At 69.6% G+C, this 16,458-nt stretch carries 14 protein-coding genes; 7 read left to right on the top strand and 7 right to left on the bottom strand.

Translation table 11 applies throughout. The features are described from left to right. Positions 1–73 precede the first annotated feature (73 nt). The 4 genes from groES (at position 74) to ACPCJR_RS08730 (ending at position 3,384) form a co-directional block, all read left to right on the top strand. Entirely contained in the window at positions 74–364 is a 291-nt protein-coding gene (gene groES, locus ACPCJR_RS08715; protein WP_012457015.1) for a co-chaperone GroES, read from the top strand. An 84-nt stretch (positions 365–448) separates the two neighbouring features. Next, positions 449–2,089: a chaperonin GroEL gene (groL, locus tag ACPCJR_RS08720; protein ID WP_391511778.1), complete on the top strand. Its 1,641-nt coding sequence runs from the start codon at positions 449–451 to the stop codon at positions 2,087–2,089. 226 nt (positions 2,090–2,315) lie between these two features. Continuing rightward, the gene (locus tag ACPCJR_RS08725) at positions 2,316–2,654 is read left to right on the top strand and encodes a hypothetical protein (protein WP_391511779.1); all 339 of its coding nucleotides are present in this window, start codon (positions 2,316–2,318) and stop codon (positions 2,652–2,654) included. Positions 2,655–3,171: 517 nt separating this feature from the next. Next, the gene (locus ACPCJR_RS08730) at positions 3,172–3,384 is read left to right on the top strand and encodes a hypothetical protein (protein ID WP_391511780.1); all 213 of its coding nucleotides are present in this window, start codon (positions 3,172–3,174) and stop codon (positions 3,382–3,384) included. Between the two features lie 84 nt (positions 3,385–3,468). On the opposite strand, the gene ACPCJR_RS08735 is transcribed toward ACPCJR_RS08730, so the two are convergent. Both ACPCJR_RS08735 and ACPCJR_RS08740 read right to left on the bottom strand, forming a co-directional pair. After that, entirely contained in the window at positions 3,469–3,987 is a 519-nt protein-coding gene (locus ACPCJR_RS08735; RefSeq protein WP_391511781.1) for a hypothetical protein, read from the bottom strand. Then, complete coding sequence (locus ACPCJR_RS08740; protein ID WP_391511782.1) at positions 3,977–4,876, bottom strand: ParA family protein; 900 nt, start codon at positions 4,874–4,876, stop codon at positions 3,977–3,979. Before ACPCJR_RS08740 ends, ACPCJR_RS08735 begins: the two co-directional genes overlap by 11 nt. Positions 4,877–5,151: 275 nt before the next feature. Between ACPCJR_RS08740 and ACPCJR_RS08745 the strand changes: the two genes are divergently transcribed. Beyond that, positions 5,152–5,550 (top strand): MAPEG family protein, encoded by a 399-nt coding sequence (locus ACPCJR_RS08745; RefSeq protein ID WP_391511783.1) that lies wholly within the window; start codon positions 5,152–5,154, stop codon positions 5,548–5,550. Between the two features lie 36 nt (positions 5,551–5,586). Here the strand turns inward: ACPCJR_RS08745 and ACPCJR_RS08750 are convergent, their stop codons facing one another. Both ACPCJR_RS08750 and ACPCJR_RS08755 read right to left on the bottom strand, forming a co-directional pair. Next, a complete protein-coding gene (locus tag ACPCJR_RS08750; protein WP_391511784.1) occupies positions 5,587–6,657 on the bottom strand; it encodes an adenylate/guanylate cyclase domain-containing protein in 1,071 nt (356 codons plus the stop codon). Between the two features lie 319 nt (positions 6,658–6,976). Next, positions 6,977–9,169 carry a transglycosylase domain-containing protein gene (locus tag ACPCJR_RS08755; RefSeq protein ID WP_391511785.1) on the bottom strand — a complete coding sequence of 731 codons (2,193 nt, stop codon included), beginning with the start codon at positions 9,167–9,169 and terminating at the stop codon, positions 6,977–6,979. 423 nt (positions 9,170–9,592) lie between these two features. Here ACPCJR_RS08755 and ACPCJR_RS08760 point away from each other — a divergent pair, with 423 nt between their 5' ends. Further along, positions 9,593–10,885 carry a PepSY-associated TM helix domain-containing protein gene (locus tag ACPCJR_RS08760; RefSeq protein ID WP_391511786.1) on the top strand — a complete coding sequence of 431 codons (1,293 nt, stop codon included), beginning with the start codon at positions 9,593–9,595 and terminating at the stop codon, positions 10,883–10,885. A 15-nt stretch (positions 10,886–10,900) separates the two neighbouring features. On the opposite strand, the gene ACPCJR_RS08765 is transcribed toward ACPCJR_RS08760, so the two are convergent. From ACPCJR_RS08765 to ACPCJR_RS08775, 3 genes are all read right to left on the bottom strand, one after another. Then, the gene (locus ACPCJR_RS08765) at positions 10,901–11,686 is read right to left on the bottom strand and encodes a restriction endonuclease (RefSeq protein WP_391511787.1); all 786 of its coding nucleotides are present in this window, start codon (positions 11,684–11,686) and stop codon (positions 10,901–10,903) included. 154 nt (positions 11,687–11,840) lie between these two features. Further along, entirely contained in the window at positions 11,841–12,359 is a 519-nt protein-coding gene (locus ACPCJR_RS08770) for a MucR family transcriptional regulator (RefSeq protein ID WP_391511788.1), read from the bottom strand. Between the two features lie 344 nt (positions 12,360–12,703). Next, positions 12,704–13,354, bottom strand: a complete 651-nt coding sequence (locus ACPCJR_RS08775) for a class II aldolase/adducin family protein (protein ID WP_391511789.1) — start codon at positions 13,352–13,354, stop codon at positions 12,704–12,706. Between the two features lie 356 nt (positions 13,355–13,710). Between ACPCJR_RS08775 and ACPCJR_RS08780 the strand changes: the two genes are divergently transcribed. After that, entirely contained in the window at positions 13,711–16,455 is a 2,745-nt protein-coding gene (locus tag ACPCJR_RS08780; RefSeq protein ID WP_391511790.1) for a bifunctional acetate--CoA ligase family protein/GNAT family N-acetyltransferase, read from the top strand. The last annotated feature ends 3 nt before the right edge of the window (positions 16,456–16,458 follow it).

Below are 16,458 nucleotides of genomic sequence, written 5' to 3' on the forward strand. Positions count from 1 at the left end.
ACAAACTGGGTGGAGCGCGGTCGCCTCCGGCCGCATGAAGACCAACCGCACATTCGAAGCAAGAGGGCAGCTCATGAAGTTCCGTCCGCTGCACGACCGCGTCGTCGTCCGTCGCATCGAGAGCGAAGAGAAGACGAAGGGCGGCATCATCATTCCGGACACCGCCAAGGAGAAGCCGCAAGAGGGCGAGATCGTCGCCGTCGGCCCGGGTGCCCGTGACGAGCAGGGCCGCGTCAACGCCCTCGACGTGAAGGTCGGTGACCGCGTGCTGTTCGGCAAGTGGTCCGGCACCGAGGTCAAGATCGACGGCCAGGATCTCCTCATCATGAAGGAATCCGACATCATGGGCGTCGTCGCCGCCTAAGGCCGACGCCCGCTTCACCGCCCTTCGAGGCCGCTCCCGCGCGCTTCAGGGCATCCGACACTCTCATCTGAGGCAGGTACTCACATGGCAGCGAAAGACGTTCGTTTCTCCGCCGACGCTCGCGACAAGATGCTGCGCGGCGTCGACATCCTCGCGGATGCCGTCAAGGTCACCCTCGGCCCCAAGGGCCGCAACGTCGTGATCGAGAAGAGCTTCGGCGCGCCCCGCATCACCAAGGACGGCGTCACCGTCGCCAAGGAGATCGAGCTCGCCGACCGCTTCGAGAACATGGGCGCACAGATGGTGCGCGAAGTGGCCTCGAAGACCAACGACATCGCCGGTGACGGCACCACCACCGCGACCGTGCTGGCCCAGGCCATCGTCCGCGAGGGCGCCAAGTACGTCGCCGCCGGCATCAACCCGATGGACCTGAAGCGCGGCATCGACTTGGCCACCCAGGCCGCCGTGAAGGACATCACGGCGCGGGCCAAGAAGGTCGCCTCCTCCGAAGAGGTCGCCCAGGTCGGCACGATCTCCGCCAACGGCGACAAGGAGATCGGCGAGATGATCGCCCACGCCATGCAGAAGGTGGGCAACGAGGGCGTCATCACCGTCGAGGAGGCCAAGACCGCCGAGACCGAACTCGACGTCGTCGAGGGCATGCAGTTCGACCGCGGCTACCTCTCGCCGTACTTCGTGACCAACGCCGAGAAGATGGTCGCCGAGCTCGAGGATCCCTACATCCTCATCCACGAGAAGAAGCTCTCCTCGCTGCAGCCGATGCTGCCGGTGCTCGAGGCCGTGGTGCAGACCGGCAAGCCGCTCGTCATCATCGCCGAGGACATCGAGGGCGAGGCTCTGGCCACGCTCGTCGTGAACAAGCTGCGCGGCGGCCTCAAGGTCGCGGCCGTGAAGGCTCCGGGCTTCGGTGATCGCCGCAAGGCGATGCTCGAGGACATCGCGATCCTCACCAAGGGCCAGACCATCTCCGAGGATCTCGGCATCAAGCTCGAGAACGTCGCCCTGCCGATGCTCGGCCGCGCCAAGCGCGTCCGCATCGAGAAGGAGAACACCACGATCATCGACGGTCTCGGCGAGAAGGCCGACATCGAGGCCCGCGTCGGGCAGATCAAGGCGCAGATCGAGGAGACCACCTCGGACTACGACCGTGAGAAGCTCCAGGAGCGTCTGGCCAAGATCGCGGGCGGCGTCGCGGTGATCCGCGTCGGCGGCGCGACCGAGGTCGAGGTCAAGGAGAAGAAGGACCGCGTGGACGACGCGCTCAACGCCACCCGCGCCGCGGTGGAAGAGGGCATCGTTCCGGGCGGCGGCACCGCGCTCCTGCGGGCCAAGAAGGCGGTCGCCGAGCTGAAGTCCGACATCCCGGACGTCCAGGCCGGCATCAAGATCGTCCTCAAGGCGCTTGAGGCTCCGCTGCGCCAGATCGCCCAGAACGCGGGCGTCGAGGGTTCGATCGTCGTCGGCAAGATCACCGACAACACCGGCTCCGAGACCTTCGGCTTCAACGCTCAGACCGAAGAGTACGTCGACATGATCCAGGCCGGCATCGTCGATCCGGCCAAGGTCGTGCGCACCGCCCTTCAGGACGCGGCCTCCGTCGCCGGCCTGCTGGTGACCACGGAAGCCATGGTCGCCGACGCGCCGAAGAAGGACAGCCCGGCCCCGGCGATGCCCGGCGGCGGCATGGGCGGCATGGACTTCTAAGTCCACGCCACCATCGAGAGACGGGAGAGGGGTCGCCGAGAGGCGGCCCTTCTTTTTTACGCCCAAATTGCTTTACGCTCTAATCGCAGAGAAACGCGCAGTTTCAAATACAAGCGGCATTAATTTTGTACCGATAAACGGATCGGGCTTGAGGCAAAGCGAAATACAAAGCATCATAAATTTATATTGTCTCTTTCTCCGAGACAAAAAGGCAAGATCCTAATAATTGGACTTTGATATGGGTCTAATAAAGATAACCGACCGCGATGTATGGGGCTGCTCGCGCGGCTTACTACATGTGGTGCTAGACTACGTTGCTGGCCGAGCAGACGGCACACCGTTTGCCAGAGATCTTAAAGCTTCCGTTGAATTCAACGATTCGTCTTTCTACTTCGATGAAATTGATAACGTCCAGAAACAGATCTTTTTGGATGGCGTTTCGTCTTTAATCAAAAATTGGTGGACATTCCGCGACAAAAAGGACGAATACGACAAATCAGCATTTGAATCTCTAAATGATTTACGAGAGCGCCTAAGATCTAGCATTGAGAACGGAGATGTCTGACTAGTCCTCGGCGGTTCATACCGACCGAGATCGTGCGCACCGCCCTCCAAGACGCGACCTCGGTCGCCGGCCTGGTGGTGATCATGGAAGCCATGGTCGCCGACGCACCGAAGAGGGACAACCCGGGCCCGGCGGCGGCATGGTGGCATGGACTTCTAATACGGTTTCCGATTGATCGCTTCGGTCTCTTTCGTCGTCCTTGCGAGGCTCAGCGAAAGCAATCCAGGGTGCGACCTTTCCTGAGACGCCGCGCCCTGGATCGCTTCGTTGCCGCTCGCGATGACGGAGACGGTTTAAAGCCACGCTACTAAGCGTGAACCGAGAAGGGGCATGCCGGGAACGCCGGACGGTGTCCTGAAAAAGGTGGGCGCGACCTATCCTATGCAATAGCCGCAGGCCCGGCGGGTGGAGAAGCTGGAAGGCTTCTCAGGTCCGATCCCCCATCAATCCCGTGCCAGACCGAACACCCGTCCCATCCCCTCACGCCTCCTCGTCCCGCAACGAGATGCAGAGCCTGATGCGGACCCTTGCCGACGGAATCCGGATCGACGGCCTGATGGCCGATCAGCTCGCCCTGATCTCGGAGCGGGCGCTCCTGACCGGCGAGGCGGAGATGGCCGAGGGGCTCCTCGCCGTCGTACGCGACCACCGGGTGGCGGTGCTGCAGGGCCAAGGCCGGCTCGCAGCTCTCCAGGCGCGCTACGCGATTCTGTTCCCGGACGAGCGCTAAATCCCCTTCCGACGAAGCGGACACCGGTTCATCGGAAGGCGCATCGAAACCTCGGCCCGGGAGACGCCGCGACGGGGCGGGGCTTCAGCCCTTCTTCTTCTTGGCCTTCTTCTCTTTCTTGTCCTCTTTCTTGTCGCGCTCCGGCTTTCGCGCGGGCGCGTCGTGGTCCTTGCCGTCCCAGGTCGCAGCGAAGGGACGGCTGCCGAGAGCGCGCTCGGGCGGGGGCTCCCGGGCCGCAGCCGGCTTGGCGGCGGCAGCCGACTCCCCCTTGCGCAGCGGGGCTTCCCCGGCAGCCAGGGCCGTCAGGCGGTGCCGATGCCAGCCCGGCGTCGCGGTCTTGAGCGAGGGATGGTGCGGGTCGAGGCGCGTGACGACGCCCTTCACCTCCGCCTCGCTCATGCCGTCGGCGATCAGGGCGAAGGTCTCGCCGCCCAGCACCTCGCGGATCAGGCGCAGGGAGGCCGGGCGCAGGCCCCGCGCCTTCAACTGTCGCACGACCAGGGCGCGGGCGGCCTTCGGGATCTCGGTGCGGATGTCGGGGAACGCCTCGGGGGCGGCGGCGATCGCCTGCAGCACCGCGAAACCGTCGACATCAAGGGCCATGGAGGATTTCCTTCACTTCCGCGACGAGCGGAATCAGCACGTTCGGGACATGGGCGCCATACTTGGCCGAGAAGGTCGGGGGCGCCCCGTTCGTCGGCACCAGCGCATCGGCGAGCGCGGCCGCCTGCGGGATGCGGGTCTGGAGGAGCCGGAAGCCCGCATCCGCGGCATCGGCCTCCGCCTGGAGCCGGGCCAGAGTCTGCTGATGCTGGCGCACCTGGGCCTGGAAGCGGGTCACGAGGACGTAGGGCGCGCTCTTCGGCGCGATGTGGCTCGCCTGCCGGGTCGAGCGCCGCCAGATCGTCTCGACGAAGGCGTTGAGGCCGTAGGTCGAGAGAAAGTCCGGGATCGAGGTCACGAGGACGAGGTCGGCGGCCCGCACCGCCACTTCGGTCATCGGTGAGATGCCCGGGGCGCAATCGAAGAACACGTAATCGTAGGCTTCGGCCAGCGGCACGAAATCCTCGTGGAAGATCTTCCAGAGCTTGTCCTCGATCGCGTGCATCGAGAATTTCCGCTCGGTCAATTCGTAGATGATCTCGCGCTCGATGAGACGCAGATGCGGGCCGGAGGGCAGAAGCGAGAGGGTGAGGGGCGCGTTCTTGTGCATCGTCAGACTGACGCCCGACTGGATGCGGGCAGCCAGATCCGGCTTGTGCCGGGTGATGAGCTTGAGGGCGAGATAGGCTTCGAGCGTGCGCCCGCGGGTGATCATCTGGCCCAGCATCGCATCGCCCGCGAGGCAGACGGACACGCTCGACTGCGGGTCGAGATCGATCACGAGCACGCGCGACCCGCCCGCGGCCAGGGCCTCGGCGAGCATCACGACGGTCGTGGTCTTGCCGACCCCGCCCTTCATGTTCGCCACCGCAATCAGCTTGCCGCCCACCGTTCGCCCCTTCCGCGCCGCCGCCCCGCCGGATCGGACCGGCCCCGCATGCCTCATCCGACAAGCTTCGGGCAACACAGGTCAACCGGTGCCGAGGCACCCGTGACGGACTGTGCACCGGAGGATGACCGGGTTCTGCCGCCCGCGCGACCGGTCACGGCGAAAGGCCGTTCGCGATCGCGTGTGACGCGGAACAAGGCTGGGATGACCGTCTTTTGCGAAGCGCCGACGACATCCGCCATTCCGGGGATGCGCCCGCCAGGACGAGCCGCCTCATGACGTTTCCGACGATCACCGCCTTCTACGCCGCGATCCTGGGCCTGATCTACGCCGGCCTGTCCGGATGGGTGATCGGCGGTCGGCTCGGCGGCAACGTCCTGTTCGGCGACGGCGGGCAGGATGGGCTGCAGCGGCGCATCCGCTCGCACGCGAATTTCCAGGAATACGTTCCGTTCACCCTGATCCTGATCGGGCTCTACGAGGCGGCCGGCGGCGCGCCCGGCTGGGTCCGCGGCCTGCTGATCGTGCTGGTGATCGCCCGCATCCTGCACCCGATCGGCATGTTCGCCCCGGCAAACTCGCCGCGCCAGTTCGCCTGCCGTGGCGGCGGCATCATCGCGACGCTGGCCGTGATGGCGGTCGCGGCGATCCTGCTGCTGCTTCGGAGCGCCTGACGGACTTCGAGCGCGGGCCGGCCTTCGGCCACCGGGTCAGCGCACGGCGATGGCCGGCGCCGCCGGACTCTGCGGCGTGGCCTCGATCGCCCTGTTCCGCTCGAGCGTCGCGACCGAGAGCGGCTGGCCGCGCCCGCGCAGCACCTGGGTGCCCATCGGGCGGACGGTGACGCCCTCGGGCAGACGCGGCAGGCGAGCGAGCAGATCCTCCGAGATCAGGGTGTCGACGCCGAGCGGACGGCACAGGGCCTCGACCCGGGCGACCACGTTCACGGCATCGCCGAAATAGGCGATCTTGTGCCGGTCCACCCCGACTTCCGCCGTCACCACCGGGCCGCCATGCAGGCCCGCCCGCAGGCGCGGCACGCTGCCGAACCGCTCCTCCCAGGCCGCGGCCTCGGCCTCGATCCGGTCGCGCACGGCGAACAGGCAGGCGACGCAGCGCGCGTCCTTGAGGCCGCGCTCCATCGGCCAGGTGATCATGGCGAGGTCGCCGATATAGTCGTCCGTCGAGCCGTGGAAGCGGCGCACGGGTTCGGCCAGGGTGGCGAAGACGGCGCTCAGGAATTCCTGCGCCCGCAGGTCGCCGTGCGTCTCGGCGAAGGCGGTGGAGCCCACCACGTCGAGGAACAGGAAGATGCGCTCCTCCTCGACCGGGCGGTGGTAGCGGCCGATGAGGAAGTTGATGAAGACCTCGCCGCCGATCAGGTCGCGCATGCGGATCACGAAGACGAGCAGGGCCGAGACGGCGAGCGCGTAGGCCAGCACCCGCGGCGTCGTCCGCACCGCCTCCTCCAAGCTGTCCCCGGTCAGGCCGAGCAGCCAGACGACGAAGCCGCCGAGCGCGTTCCCGACCACGATCATCGCCACGTAGGAGAGTTCCGCGGCAACCACGTAGAGCCCGGCGGGCAGGCGCCGGATGCGCGACTGGACGCCCGAGAGCAGCACGCCGCGGTCGAAGGCGAGCGCCGAGATGCCGACGCAGAGCCCGTAGGTGAAGCCGGCCGCCGGCGTCGCTCCGCCCGCGAAGATGACGTTGTAGAGCAGGCCCGCCCCGCCAGCCGCGAGCAGAATCAGCAGCCAGAACCAGCGATGGTGCGGCAGCATCAGCTTCGGCTCCGATGGCCGGCGAACGTCGTGACGAACGGTTCGAGCAGCGTCTCGGCGCCCGTCGCGCGCGCCGGGCCCGGAGAGCCCTGCGAACGGTGTCGGGGCAGGCGGGTCGGCACGGAAGTCCCTCTCTCGGTCGCCCGGCGGCGCGAACGAAACATCCGCGCCGAACGTCGGGCCGCGCAGGCTCATTCCCGCATCGTGGCGCGAATGTGGCGCGGGGCGCCGATGCAGGGTTCGGACCATGCACCGGCCCCGCCGAGGCCGAAAAGAAACGGGCGGTTTCGGACGCCCGCTCCGGGAGCTTCAGGCAATCCTAATCGCCGATCCCGAACAGCTTCTCGAGGAAGTTGCGGTCGTCCTGGCTCGGTCCGCGCGGCCGGGCGCCGGGGACCGGGCGCGGGGGGAGGGCGGAGGCGGTGTGCTCCGGTTCTCCCAGGAGCGCGCCGATCAGGCCGCCGGGGCCGCTCTCGCGCTCGGGCTGCGCCTCGGGGCGGGGGGCGCGCCAGCGGTTCATGCCGGGCAGGCCGACGGGCTTCTCGCCCTTGAGCGCCGCGGTCATGTAGGTCTTCCAGATGTCCACCGGCAGGTTGCCGCCCGAGGCCTTCTTCGTGGGCTCGCCGTCGTCGTTGCCGAGCCAGACGCCGGTCACGAGCGTGGCCGAGTAACCGACGAACCACGCATCGCGGAAATCCTGGCTCGTGCCGGTCTTGCCCGCGAGTTCCCAGCCCGGGATGTCGCCCTTGCGGGCCGTGCCCGCGGTGAAGACCTCGTGCATCATCGCGTTCATCATGCCGACCGCGTTCGGGTCGATGACGCGGCCGAGCCCGCCCTCGCCGCGCTTGTAGAGCACCTTTCCGTTGGCGCTCTTGATGGTCGCGATGACGTAGGGAATCACGCCCGTGCCGCCATTGGCGAAGGCGCAATAGGCGCCGACCAGCTCCAGCGGCGTGACCTCCGAGGTGCCCAGCGCGATCGAGCCGTTGGCCTGGAGCGGGGACGCGATGCCGAGCCTTTGGGCCGTCTGCGCCACCGCCTTCGGGCCGACCTCCTGGCCGAGCTTCACCGCGACCGTGTTGAGCGAGAGCGCCAGCGCCTCGCGCAACGAGACCGCGCCGCGGTAATTGTGGGAGTAGTTCTCGGGCGCCCAATTGCCGATGCGCACGGGCGCGTCCTCGCGCATCGTGTCGGGGGTCAGTCCCTTCTCGACGGCGGCGAGGTAGACGAAGGGCTTGAAGGCCGAGCCCGGCTGGCGCTTGGCGGTGGTGGCGCGGTTGAACTGGCTCTGCGCGTAGTCGCGCCCGCCCACCAGCGCCCGGATCGCGCCGTCGGGCCGCATTGAGACGAGGGCGCCCTGGCCGACGTTGTAGCGGGTGCCCTTGGCGTTCAGCTCGTCGGTGAGCGCCTTCTCGCCGGTCGATTGCAGACCCGCATCCACGGTGGTGGCGACGACGATGTCCTCGTCGAATTTCGGCAGGAAGTCGTCGAGGACGTCCATGACGAGGTCGGCGACGTAGTTCGGCGAGCCGCCGCCGCGGGTCGAGGCGGGCCGGGCCGGCTGGGCCAGGGCGACCTTCGCGTCGGCGCTCTTGGCAAAGCCCAGCTCCTCCATGGCCGCGAGCACCTGGGCGGCGCGCGCCTGGGCCGCCTTGAGGTTGCGGTTCGGCGCCAGCCGCGAGGGCGCCTGCACGAGGCCGCCGAGCATGGCGGCCTCGGCCAGCGTCACGTTCTTGGCGGGCTTGCCGAAGTAGCGCTGCGCCGCGGCCTCGACGCCGTAGGCGCCCGCGCCGAAATAGACCCGGTTGAGGTAGAGCTCGAGGATCTCGTCCTTGGTGTACTTGTGCTCCAGCCACAGGGCCAGGATCGCCTCCTGGATCTTGCGCGAGGCGGAGCGCTCGGGCGTCAGGAACAGGTTCTTGGCGAGCTGCTGCGTCAGCGTCGAGCCGCCCTGGGCCAGGCCGCGCCGGGTCAGGTTCTGCGTCACCGCGCGGGCGACGCCGACGGGATCGATGCCGAAATGGTCGTAGAAGCGCCGGTCCTCGATCGCCACGAAGGCGCGGGGCAGGTAGGGCGGCAACTCCTTGATCGAGACGACGCGTCCGCCGGTCTCGCCGCGATTGGCGAGCAGGCTGCCGTCGCTGGCCAGGATGGCGATGTTGGGCGGGCGCTTCGGGACGCTGAGCTGGTCGATCGGGGGAAGCTGCGAGGCGTGGTAGGCGATGAGGCCGGCCAGCCCGATCGCCGCCCAGATGCCGAGCACCACGCCGGCATAGACCAGACGGCCGAGCCAGGAGCGCCGCCGCGGCGGGCGCCGGCCCCCGCTACCGCCGGAGGATTTGCGGCTCTTGGCCTTGGGAGCGGCACTGGCGCGCCCGCTGCCGCGCGGCGCGGACCCGCCGCCCGAGCGGTCGCTGCGGGACAGGCGTACGTCGAGGCGCCCCGGTTCGCTCCCTTCCGGGATGTCGAAGGTGGGCTCGCTGCGTGGTTTGCGTCCGCGTGCCTGCGCCATGCGTTCCAAGCGTCCGGGGCCGGCGGTCGATCTGTCGACCGTGGGCCTCCCGCGACCGTGCTCCCCTCAGCGATCATCCGGACGGATACGGCCCGCCGGACCTGATCCGAGCGGGGCGTCCCGACCGGTCCGCCCCCCTGCCTCTGAGAGAGTAATTGCGGCGGGTTTAAGGGATCTTAAACCAGCGCGGGCACGGCTCGGGGCCGTTCACCGGATCTTCACGCATGATCCATTGGTGCACGATCAAAGCAGTGGCGCGACGGCGCGGGACACTCTAACGAGTGGTCCCGCTTTCGCGGCGCCCGCAGCCCGAGAGCCCCGAGCCTCGATCGGACCGACATCGGGTCCGCCCGGCCGCGCTCGCGGCAACGACCCGCCGCGCCCCCGGGGCCGGCGTTCCAGGACACCGGACCCGAGGGTTTGATGGCGCGCGCGCTCTTCGTTCTCCTGCACCGCTGGGCCGGTCTGACGATCGCCGCCTTCCTGTTCGTGGCGGGGCTGACCGGCGCCGTGATCTCGTGGGACCACGAACTCGACGATCTCCTCAACCCGCACCTTCACACGGTCGAGAGCCGGGGCCCGGCGCTGCCCGCCCTCGACCTCGCGCGGCGCTTCGAGGCCCGCGATCCCCGCGCGCGGGTGGCCTACGCTCCCCTGACGGCCGAGCCCGGCGCCTCGCTCGCGCTGTTCGTGATGCCGCGCGTCGATGCGCAGACGGGGCGCCTGCACAGCCTGGGCTACAATCAGGTGTTCCTCGACCCCGTCACGGGCGACGAACTCGGCCGGCGGGAATGGGGTCAGGTCTGGCCGATCACGCGGGAGACGCTGATCTCCTTCCTCTACAAGCTGCACTTCTCCCTGCACCTGCCGGAGATGTGGGGCGAGGACCGCTGGGGCATCTGGCTGCTCGGAATCGTCGCCATCGTCTGGACGCTCGACTCCTTCGTCGGGTTCTACCTCACCCTACCGGTGCGCAAGGCCGCCAACCCGGCGCGCCCGGCCGCGGTCGAGCGGCAGCTCGGGCGGGGCTGGTGGTCGCGCTGGAAGCCGGCCTGGAAGGTGAAGACGGCGGGCAGCCCCTACCGCATCACCTTCGACCTGCACCGGGCGGTCAGCCTCTGGACCTTCGCGCTGCTATTCCTGCTCGCCTTCACGGCCTTCTCGCTCAACCTCTACCGCGAGGTGTTCCTGCCGCTGATGTCGAGCGTCTCGCAGGTGACGCCCGAGCCCGCGAACACCCGTCCCTTCGCCTCGCCCCTCAAGCCGATCGAGCCCGGCGTGGACTACGCCCGCATCCTCGACGCCGCCCGGGCGGAAGGGGAACGCCGCGGCTGGAAGGAGCCGGTCGGCGCGCTGGCCTATTCGCCGCTGCAGGGCTTATACACCGCGCGCTACTTCCGGCCCGGCGACGACCACGGCGCGGCCGGCGTCGGCCCGGCGGCGATCTATTTCGACGGGGCGGATGGCCGCGTGATCGGCGACCGGCAGCCCTGGGTCGGCACCGCCGCCGATATCTTCGTGCAGGCGCAGTTCCCGGTGCATTCGGGCCGCATCCTCGGCCTGCCGGGACGCATCCTGATCTCGGTCATGGGCCTCGTGGTGGCGATGCTGTCGGTCACGGGCGTCGTGATCTGGTGGCGCAAGCGCGCCGCGCGCCTGTCGGTGCGCCGCAAGGCCGCGCTCCTGCCCGCCGGTCGCGTCGTGCCGGCGGAGTAGCCCTGAGCGCGGCGCTCAGCGCTCGCGCGCCAGGATGCGACGCCGGCCGGCGGTGCGGACCGGCGCGAGGTCGAGCAGATCGTCGTGGTGCAGGAGCAGCACGCCGGTGGTGCCGGCAAGCTTGCGCGCGGCCGGGGTGAAGCCCGCATTGGAGACGACGGCGGCCATGTCGCCCGACCAGTGCAGGGCCGCCGCGGCCACCTCCTGCACCGCCGCGTTGCCGACGGGGCGCGTGTAGCGCTTGCACTGGACGACGAGGCGCACCCCCGCTCGCTCCGCGATCACGTCGCAGCCCTGGTCGCCGCTCGCCCCCGTGGCCCGGGCCTGCCAGCCCGCCTCTTCGAGGAGGTCGGCGCAGTAGCGCTCGTAGGCGACGCCGTCCTCCGGCGTCTCGATGCTCTCGGGCAGCGGGTGAGTGCTGGCCACGCGCTCGACGATCTCGACCATCTGCTCGAAGCGCGCCTCGGCCTCCTCGGCGAAGCCCCGCTCCTCGACGAGGGGCAGGATCGTGCGCTCGACGAAATAGTCCCGCTCGCGCAGCCAGCCGTCCTCGATCGTGTTGCCGTAGGCGTCGAGGAAGCGCTCCTGGTGGCGGCGCAGGGCCAGGATCGGCGCGTGGCGCCGGGCGATGCGGCGCACGAGTGATCGGAACCGGCGCGGACGGTCGAGGCGGTGCAGGAGGATCGCGAGGCCGGCAAGCGCCGTGGCCGCGAAGGCCGGCGGGCCGTACCAGAAGCCTGCGCCGGAGCCGATCACGATCGTCCAGAACAGGCGCGTGGCGGTGGGCGACCGGCCGGACATCGTTTCTCCCGCGTGGCCGGGCCCTCGCCCGGATCGCGGGAACTGTTTCAGGCAGGCGTTGCCCGAACTCTAACGCCACTGGCCGGCGGAACACCGTCCCTCGGGCGGGACGGCGGATCGCGTGTGGATAAGTGGAAGCCGTGCGATGCCGGACTCAGGCCACGTCCTGGGTGCGGCTACGCCGCCGACGCGACGGAGCCGCGCCCTCGGCGGACGACTCGCTTTCGGCGGCCTCCGGCGCAGGGACCGTCTTGGCCGGCCATTTCCGGCGCTGCTGGCCGAGGCCCATGGTCCGGGCCAGCTCCGAGCGGGTGGCCGCGTAGTTCGGGGCGACCATGGGATAGTCGGCCGGCAGGTTCCAACGCGCCCGGTACTCGTCCGGCGAGAGGTTGTAGCGCGTGCGCAGATGCCGCTTGAGCGATTTGAAACGCTTGCCGTCCTCCAGGCAGACGAGATAATCGGGCTGGATCGAGCGGCGGATCGAGACCGCCGGCGTCGGCGGCGCCTCTTCGGCCTCGACGGATGCCTGGGACAACTGGGTCAAGGCGCCGTGGACCGAGGCGATCAAGTTCGGCAGTTCACCGGCGGCCAGCGAGTTATTCCCGACGAAAGCCGACACGATGTCGACCGTCAGGGAGACACAGTCACCGGCCACGCCGTCCTCGAGCGACATTCTGATTATCCTTCCAATATGCGCCGTCGTTCGCAGGCAATACGTTTCATCATGTCGGCACTGCCCTTGCCGAACCCGAACTCGCTGCGCTGAATTAGCCCGGATTTAACCTTTGATTGAATGAATCGCAAGATGGATTTGTGGAGTTTCCAGAAATCAATTGGACTTTTGGACGCGAGACGGATTAATCCGCTCTATGCGACCCATGCGGCTCGATGAAACAAGTCTGACCACTTTGTAATTTTCGGCAGTCCGCCGAGGAAATCCCGCGGGCTCAAGCAAAATCGAATGCAGAAACGGGATCGGCCCGCGGCGAACGTCGAAGCGACGCTTCGCCTCCGATGTCACGCTTCCGATTTCTCGCGCGGGCCGTAGGATTTGAAGCGCTCGACGGTCTCGGCCACCTCGGCATCCGACAGCACGACCGGCGCGCCGACCTGCAGGGCGATGGCGTATTGCCGGCACAGGGTTTCCACCTCGACGGCGAGCCAGAGCGCCTTCGCCAGGGTCGGGCCCGTGGCGATCATGCCGTGGTTGGCGAGCAGGCAGGCGCTGCGGCCGTCCAGCGCCGCGAGGGCGAGGTCCGAGAGGCGCTGCGTGCCGTAGGGGGCGTAGGGCGCGCAGCGGATGGTCGGTCCGCCGGCCATGGCGATCATGTAATGCACGGCCGGAATCTCCCGGCCGCAGATCGCGAAACCGGTGGCGTAGGGCGGATGGGCGTGGACGACCGCACCGATCTCGGGCCGGGCCGCGAGGATGTCGCGGTGGAAGCGCCATTCCGAGGAGGGCGCCAGCGGATGCTCGTAGCGGCCGTCGAAATCCATCGCCACGAGATCGTCCGGGGCGAGATCCTCCGCCGGAATGCCGGAGGGCGTGACGAGGAAACCGCCGTCCACGCGCACGGAGATGTTGCCCGAGGTGCCCTGGCTGAGGCCGAGATCGAGCAGGCGGCCCATGGCCCCGGCGATCGCTTGGCGGGTCGCGAGTGTGGACACCGGGACATCTCCCTTGGACGCCGGTCCGCGATCCGGCGGAGGACCCGCGTCGGAACGGACCCGTTTCGACGCGGTTTGAGCGGTAATCCCGAGCGCATCATCACGTTCTGAAGAGCGGCAGCCGCAGTTCGGGACGATGCCGCGGCATCGCGGACGAACTGTATCCGGGGGAGCGCGCCGGTGAAACAGGAATGGATGAGCCGGGCCGCCCTCGCCGAGCGGGCGCAGTGGCCGAAGCGGCCCACCCGTTTCGGGACGCCCGTGCGCGCCGCGGGGACGGAGCGGTGAGCGGAGGCGGGCATCCCCGAGAGGCCGCGCCCTCCGCGCATCCGCTCCGGATGGTATAGACCGCTGCCATGAGCACCTATCGCTTCGAGGCTCTGCTCGCCCCGCGCCGAATCGCGGTGGTCGGCGCGGGCGACCGGCCGGGCTCCGTCGGCCGGGCCATCATCGACGGCCTGCGCGCGGGCGGCTTTGCCGGCAGCATCGTGCCCGTGCATCCGCGCGAGGCCAGCGTCGACGGCCTGCCCTGCGTCGCGCGCCTCGCCGACCTCGCGCAGGCCCCCGACCTCGTGATGATCGCCACGCCGCCCGCGACGGTGCCGGCGATCGTGGAGGACGCCGGAGCGGTCGGAGCGGCCGCGGCGGTAATCCTGTCCGCCCATCTCGGGAACGGCGAGGCGGCGCCCGTCGGCGCGGCCCAGGCGGTGGCCCGGCGCTACGGCTTGCGGCTGATCGGCCCCGACAGCATCGGCCTCAGCGTTCCGGCCGGCGGCCTCAACGCGAGCCTGCTGGCACGTCCGCCGAAGGCCGGGGACCTCGCGCTGGTGTCGCAATCGGGCACCGTCGGCTCGGCCATCGCCGAGTGGGCGTGGCGGCGCGGGGTCGGCTTCTCGGCGGTAATGACGCTCGGCCGCTCCGCCGACATCGACGTGGCGGACTGCCTCGACCATTTCGCGGAGGATTACCGCACCCGCGCGATCATCCTGTCGCTGCACCACGTGGCCGATGCGCGCAAATTCCTCACCGCGGCCCGGGCGGCGGCCCGCGCCAAGCCCGTCGTGGTCCTGCGCACCGGCCGCCACGAGGCGCCGGGCCACCGCCCGGAAACCCATACCGGCGCGCTCGCCCGGCCCGGCGCGGTCTACGAGGCCGCCTTCCGCCGCGCCGGCCTGCTCGCCGTGGACGGGCTCGACGCGATGTTCTCGGCGGTGGAGACGCTGGGCCGCCAGCGGCCCTTCCCCGGCAACCGGCTGATGATCGTCTCGAACGGCCGCGGCATCGGCGCGCTCGCCGCCGATCGCCTGGCCGATCGCGGCGGCACCCTGGCGGCGCCCGCGGAGGCGACGCTGGCGCAGCTGGAGACGCTGCGCCACGGCGCGCAGGCCAACCCGCTCGACCTCGGCATCGATGCGCTCGCCGGGGACTTCGCCCGGGCGCTGGAGCCGCTGCTGGCCGGGCGCGACAGCGACGCGCTGGTCTCCGTCCACGTCCCGACGGCGCGGGCCGGCAGCCACGCGGTCGCCGAGGCCGTCGCCGGCACGGTCGCCACCGCCCGCAGGGCCGGACGCCGCAAGCCGGTCTTCGCGGTGGCGATCGGCGAGGACGAGGCGATCCGCGCGATCTACGCGAGGGCCAAGATCCCCGTCTTCGCCACCGACGACGACGCGGTCGAGGGCTTCCTGCACCTCGTGCGCTACCGCGAGGCCCAGGACGACCTCATGCGCACGCCCGATGCGCTGCCGCGCGACTTCTCGCCGGATATCGCGCTGGCACGCCGCATCGTGGATCAGGCCCTTCGAGAGGGCCGCACCTGGCTCGATCCGCACGCGGTGGCCGAACTGCTCGCCGCCTATCGCATCGACTCGGTGCCCGTGACCCTGGCCCCCGATCCGGACGGGGCCGCCGCCGCGGCTTGGCCGCTGATCGCCAGCGGCAACACCATCGCCCTGAAGCTCGTCTCGCCCGATGTCGTCCACAAGTCGGAGGTCGGCGGCGTGCGGCTCGGCCTCACCTCCGAGGCCGACGTGCGCGAGGCCGCGCGCACCATGCTCGCGCGGGTGCGCGCGCTGCGCCCGGAGGCGCGGGTGGCGGGGTTCGCCGTCCAGCCCATGGTCCGCCGGTCGGAGGGGCGCGAACTCATCGCCGGCCTCGCCGAGGACCCCGTCTTCGGACCCGTCGTGGTGTTCGGCCGGGGCGGCACGGCCGTCGAGGTGATCGACGACCGGGCTCTGGCCCTGCCGCCCCTCGACCTCGCCCTGGCGAGCGAGCTGATCGGCCGCACCCGCGTGGCGCGGCGGCTCGCGGCCTATCGCGACGTGCCGGCCGCCGACGTGCCGGCCATCGCCCTCGTGCTCGTGAAGCTGGCGCAGCTCGCCGCCGACCTTCCGGCCGTGCGCGAACTCGACATCAACCCGCTCCTGGCCGATGCCGACGGGGTGATCGCCCTCGACGCCCGGGTCCGCGTCGCCGCCGAGCCGGCCCCGGAAGGGCACCGCGGCAACTGGCACCCGCGCTTCGCGATCCGGCCCTATCCCTCCGACTGGGAACGGCATCTCGATCTCGGCGAGCGCCGCGTCCAGGTCCGGCCCGTCCGCCCCGACGACGAGGGCATGTTCCGCAGCTTCTTCGCGCAGGTCGATCCCGAGGATGTCCGCCTTCGCTTCTTCGCCCCGGTGCGCGACTTCAGCCACGCCTTCCTCGCCCGGCTGACCCAGCTCGACTACTCGCGGGCCATCGCCTTCGTCGCCATCGCCGAGGAGGCCGACGAGGAGCACCGCATGCTCGGCGCCGTGCGGCTGCACGCCAATGCCAACCATGACACGGGCGAGTTCGCGATCCTCGTGCGCTCGGACAACAAGGGCACCGGTCTCGGCATCGCCCTGATGCGGATGATGATCGATTGGGCGCGGGCCGAGGGCATCGGCTGCGTGGAGGGCAGCGTGCTCGCCGAGAACAGGCCGATGCGGGCCGTCTGCCGCCATCTCGGCTTCGAGGAGCGGCCGGTCCCCGATGACCCCAGCCTCGTGACCGCGACGCTGAAGGTCGCACCCTGCACGCCCGAGGCCGCTTCGTCCCCCTTACAGCGAGCCGATGCCTGACGA

Origin of the sequence: Methylobacterium sp. NPDC097929, from assembly GCF_049543375.1 — a bacterium.
Taxonomy (GTDB): domain Bacteria; phylum Pseudomonadota; class Alphaproteobacteria; order Rhizobiales; family Beijerinckiaceae; genus Methylobacterium.

What these genes read in the sequence shown, in the direction of transcription:
- groES (WP_012457015.1), top strand. Translation starts at nt 74, where the DNA reads ATGAAGTTCCGTCCGCTGCACGACCGCGTCGTCGTCCGTCGCATCGAG.
- groL (WP_391511778.1), top strand. Translation starts at nt 449, where the DNA reads ATGGCAGCGAAAGACGTTCGTTTCTCCGCCGACGCTCGCGACAAGATG.
- ACPCJR_RS08730 (WP_391511780.1), top strand. Translation starts at nt 3,172, where the DNA reads ATGCGGACCCTTGCCGACGGAATCCGGATCGACGGCCTGATGGCCGAT.
- ACPCJR_RS08735 (WP_391511781.1), bottom strand. Translation starts at nt 3,987, where the DNA reads ATGGCCCTTGATGTCGACGGTTTCGCGGTGCTGCAGGCGATCGCCGCC.
- ACPCJR_RS08745 (WP_391511783.1), top strand. Translation starts at nt 5,152, where the DNA reads ATGACGTTTCCGACGATCACCGCCTTCTACGCCGCGATCCTGGGCCTG.
- ACPCJR_RS08750 (WP_391511784.1), bottom strand. Translation starts at nt 6,657, where the DNA reads ATGCTGCCGCACCATCGCTGGTTCTGGCTGCTGATTCTGCTCGCGGCT.
- ACPCJR_RS08755 (WP_391511785.1), bottom strand. Translation starts at nt 9,169, where the DNA reads ATGGCGCAGGCACGCGGACGCAAACCACGCAGCGAGCCCACCTTCGAC.
- ACPCJR_RS08760 (WP_391511786.1), top strand. Translation starts at nt 9,593, where the DNA reads ATGGCGCGCGCGCTCTTCGTTCTCCTGCACCGCTGGGCCGGTCTGACG.
- ACPCJR_RS08765 (WP_391511787.1), bottom strand. Translation starts at nt 11,686, where the DNA reads ATGTCCGGCCGGTCGCCCACCGCCACGCGCCTGTTCTGGACGATCGTG.
- ACPCJR_RS08770 (WP_391511788.1), bottom strand. Translation starts at nt 12,359, where the DNA reads ATGTCGCTCGAGGACGGCGTGGCCGGTGACTGTGTCTCCCTGACGGTC.
- ACPCJR_RS08780 (WP_391511790.1), top strand. Translation starts at nt 13,711, where the DNA reads ATGAGCACCTATCGCTTCGAGGCTCTGCTCGCCCCGCGCCGAATCGCG.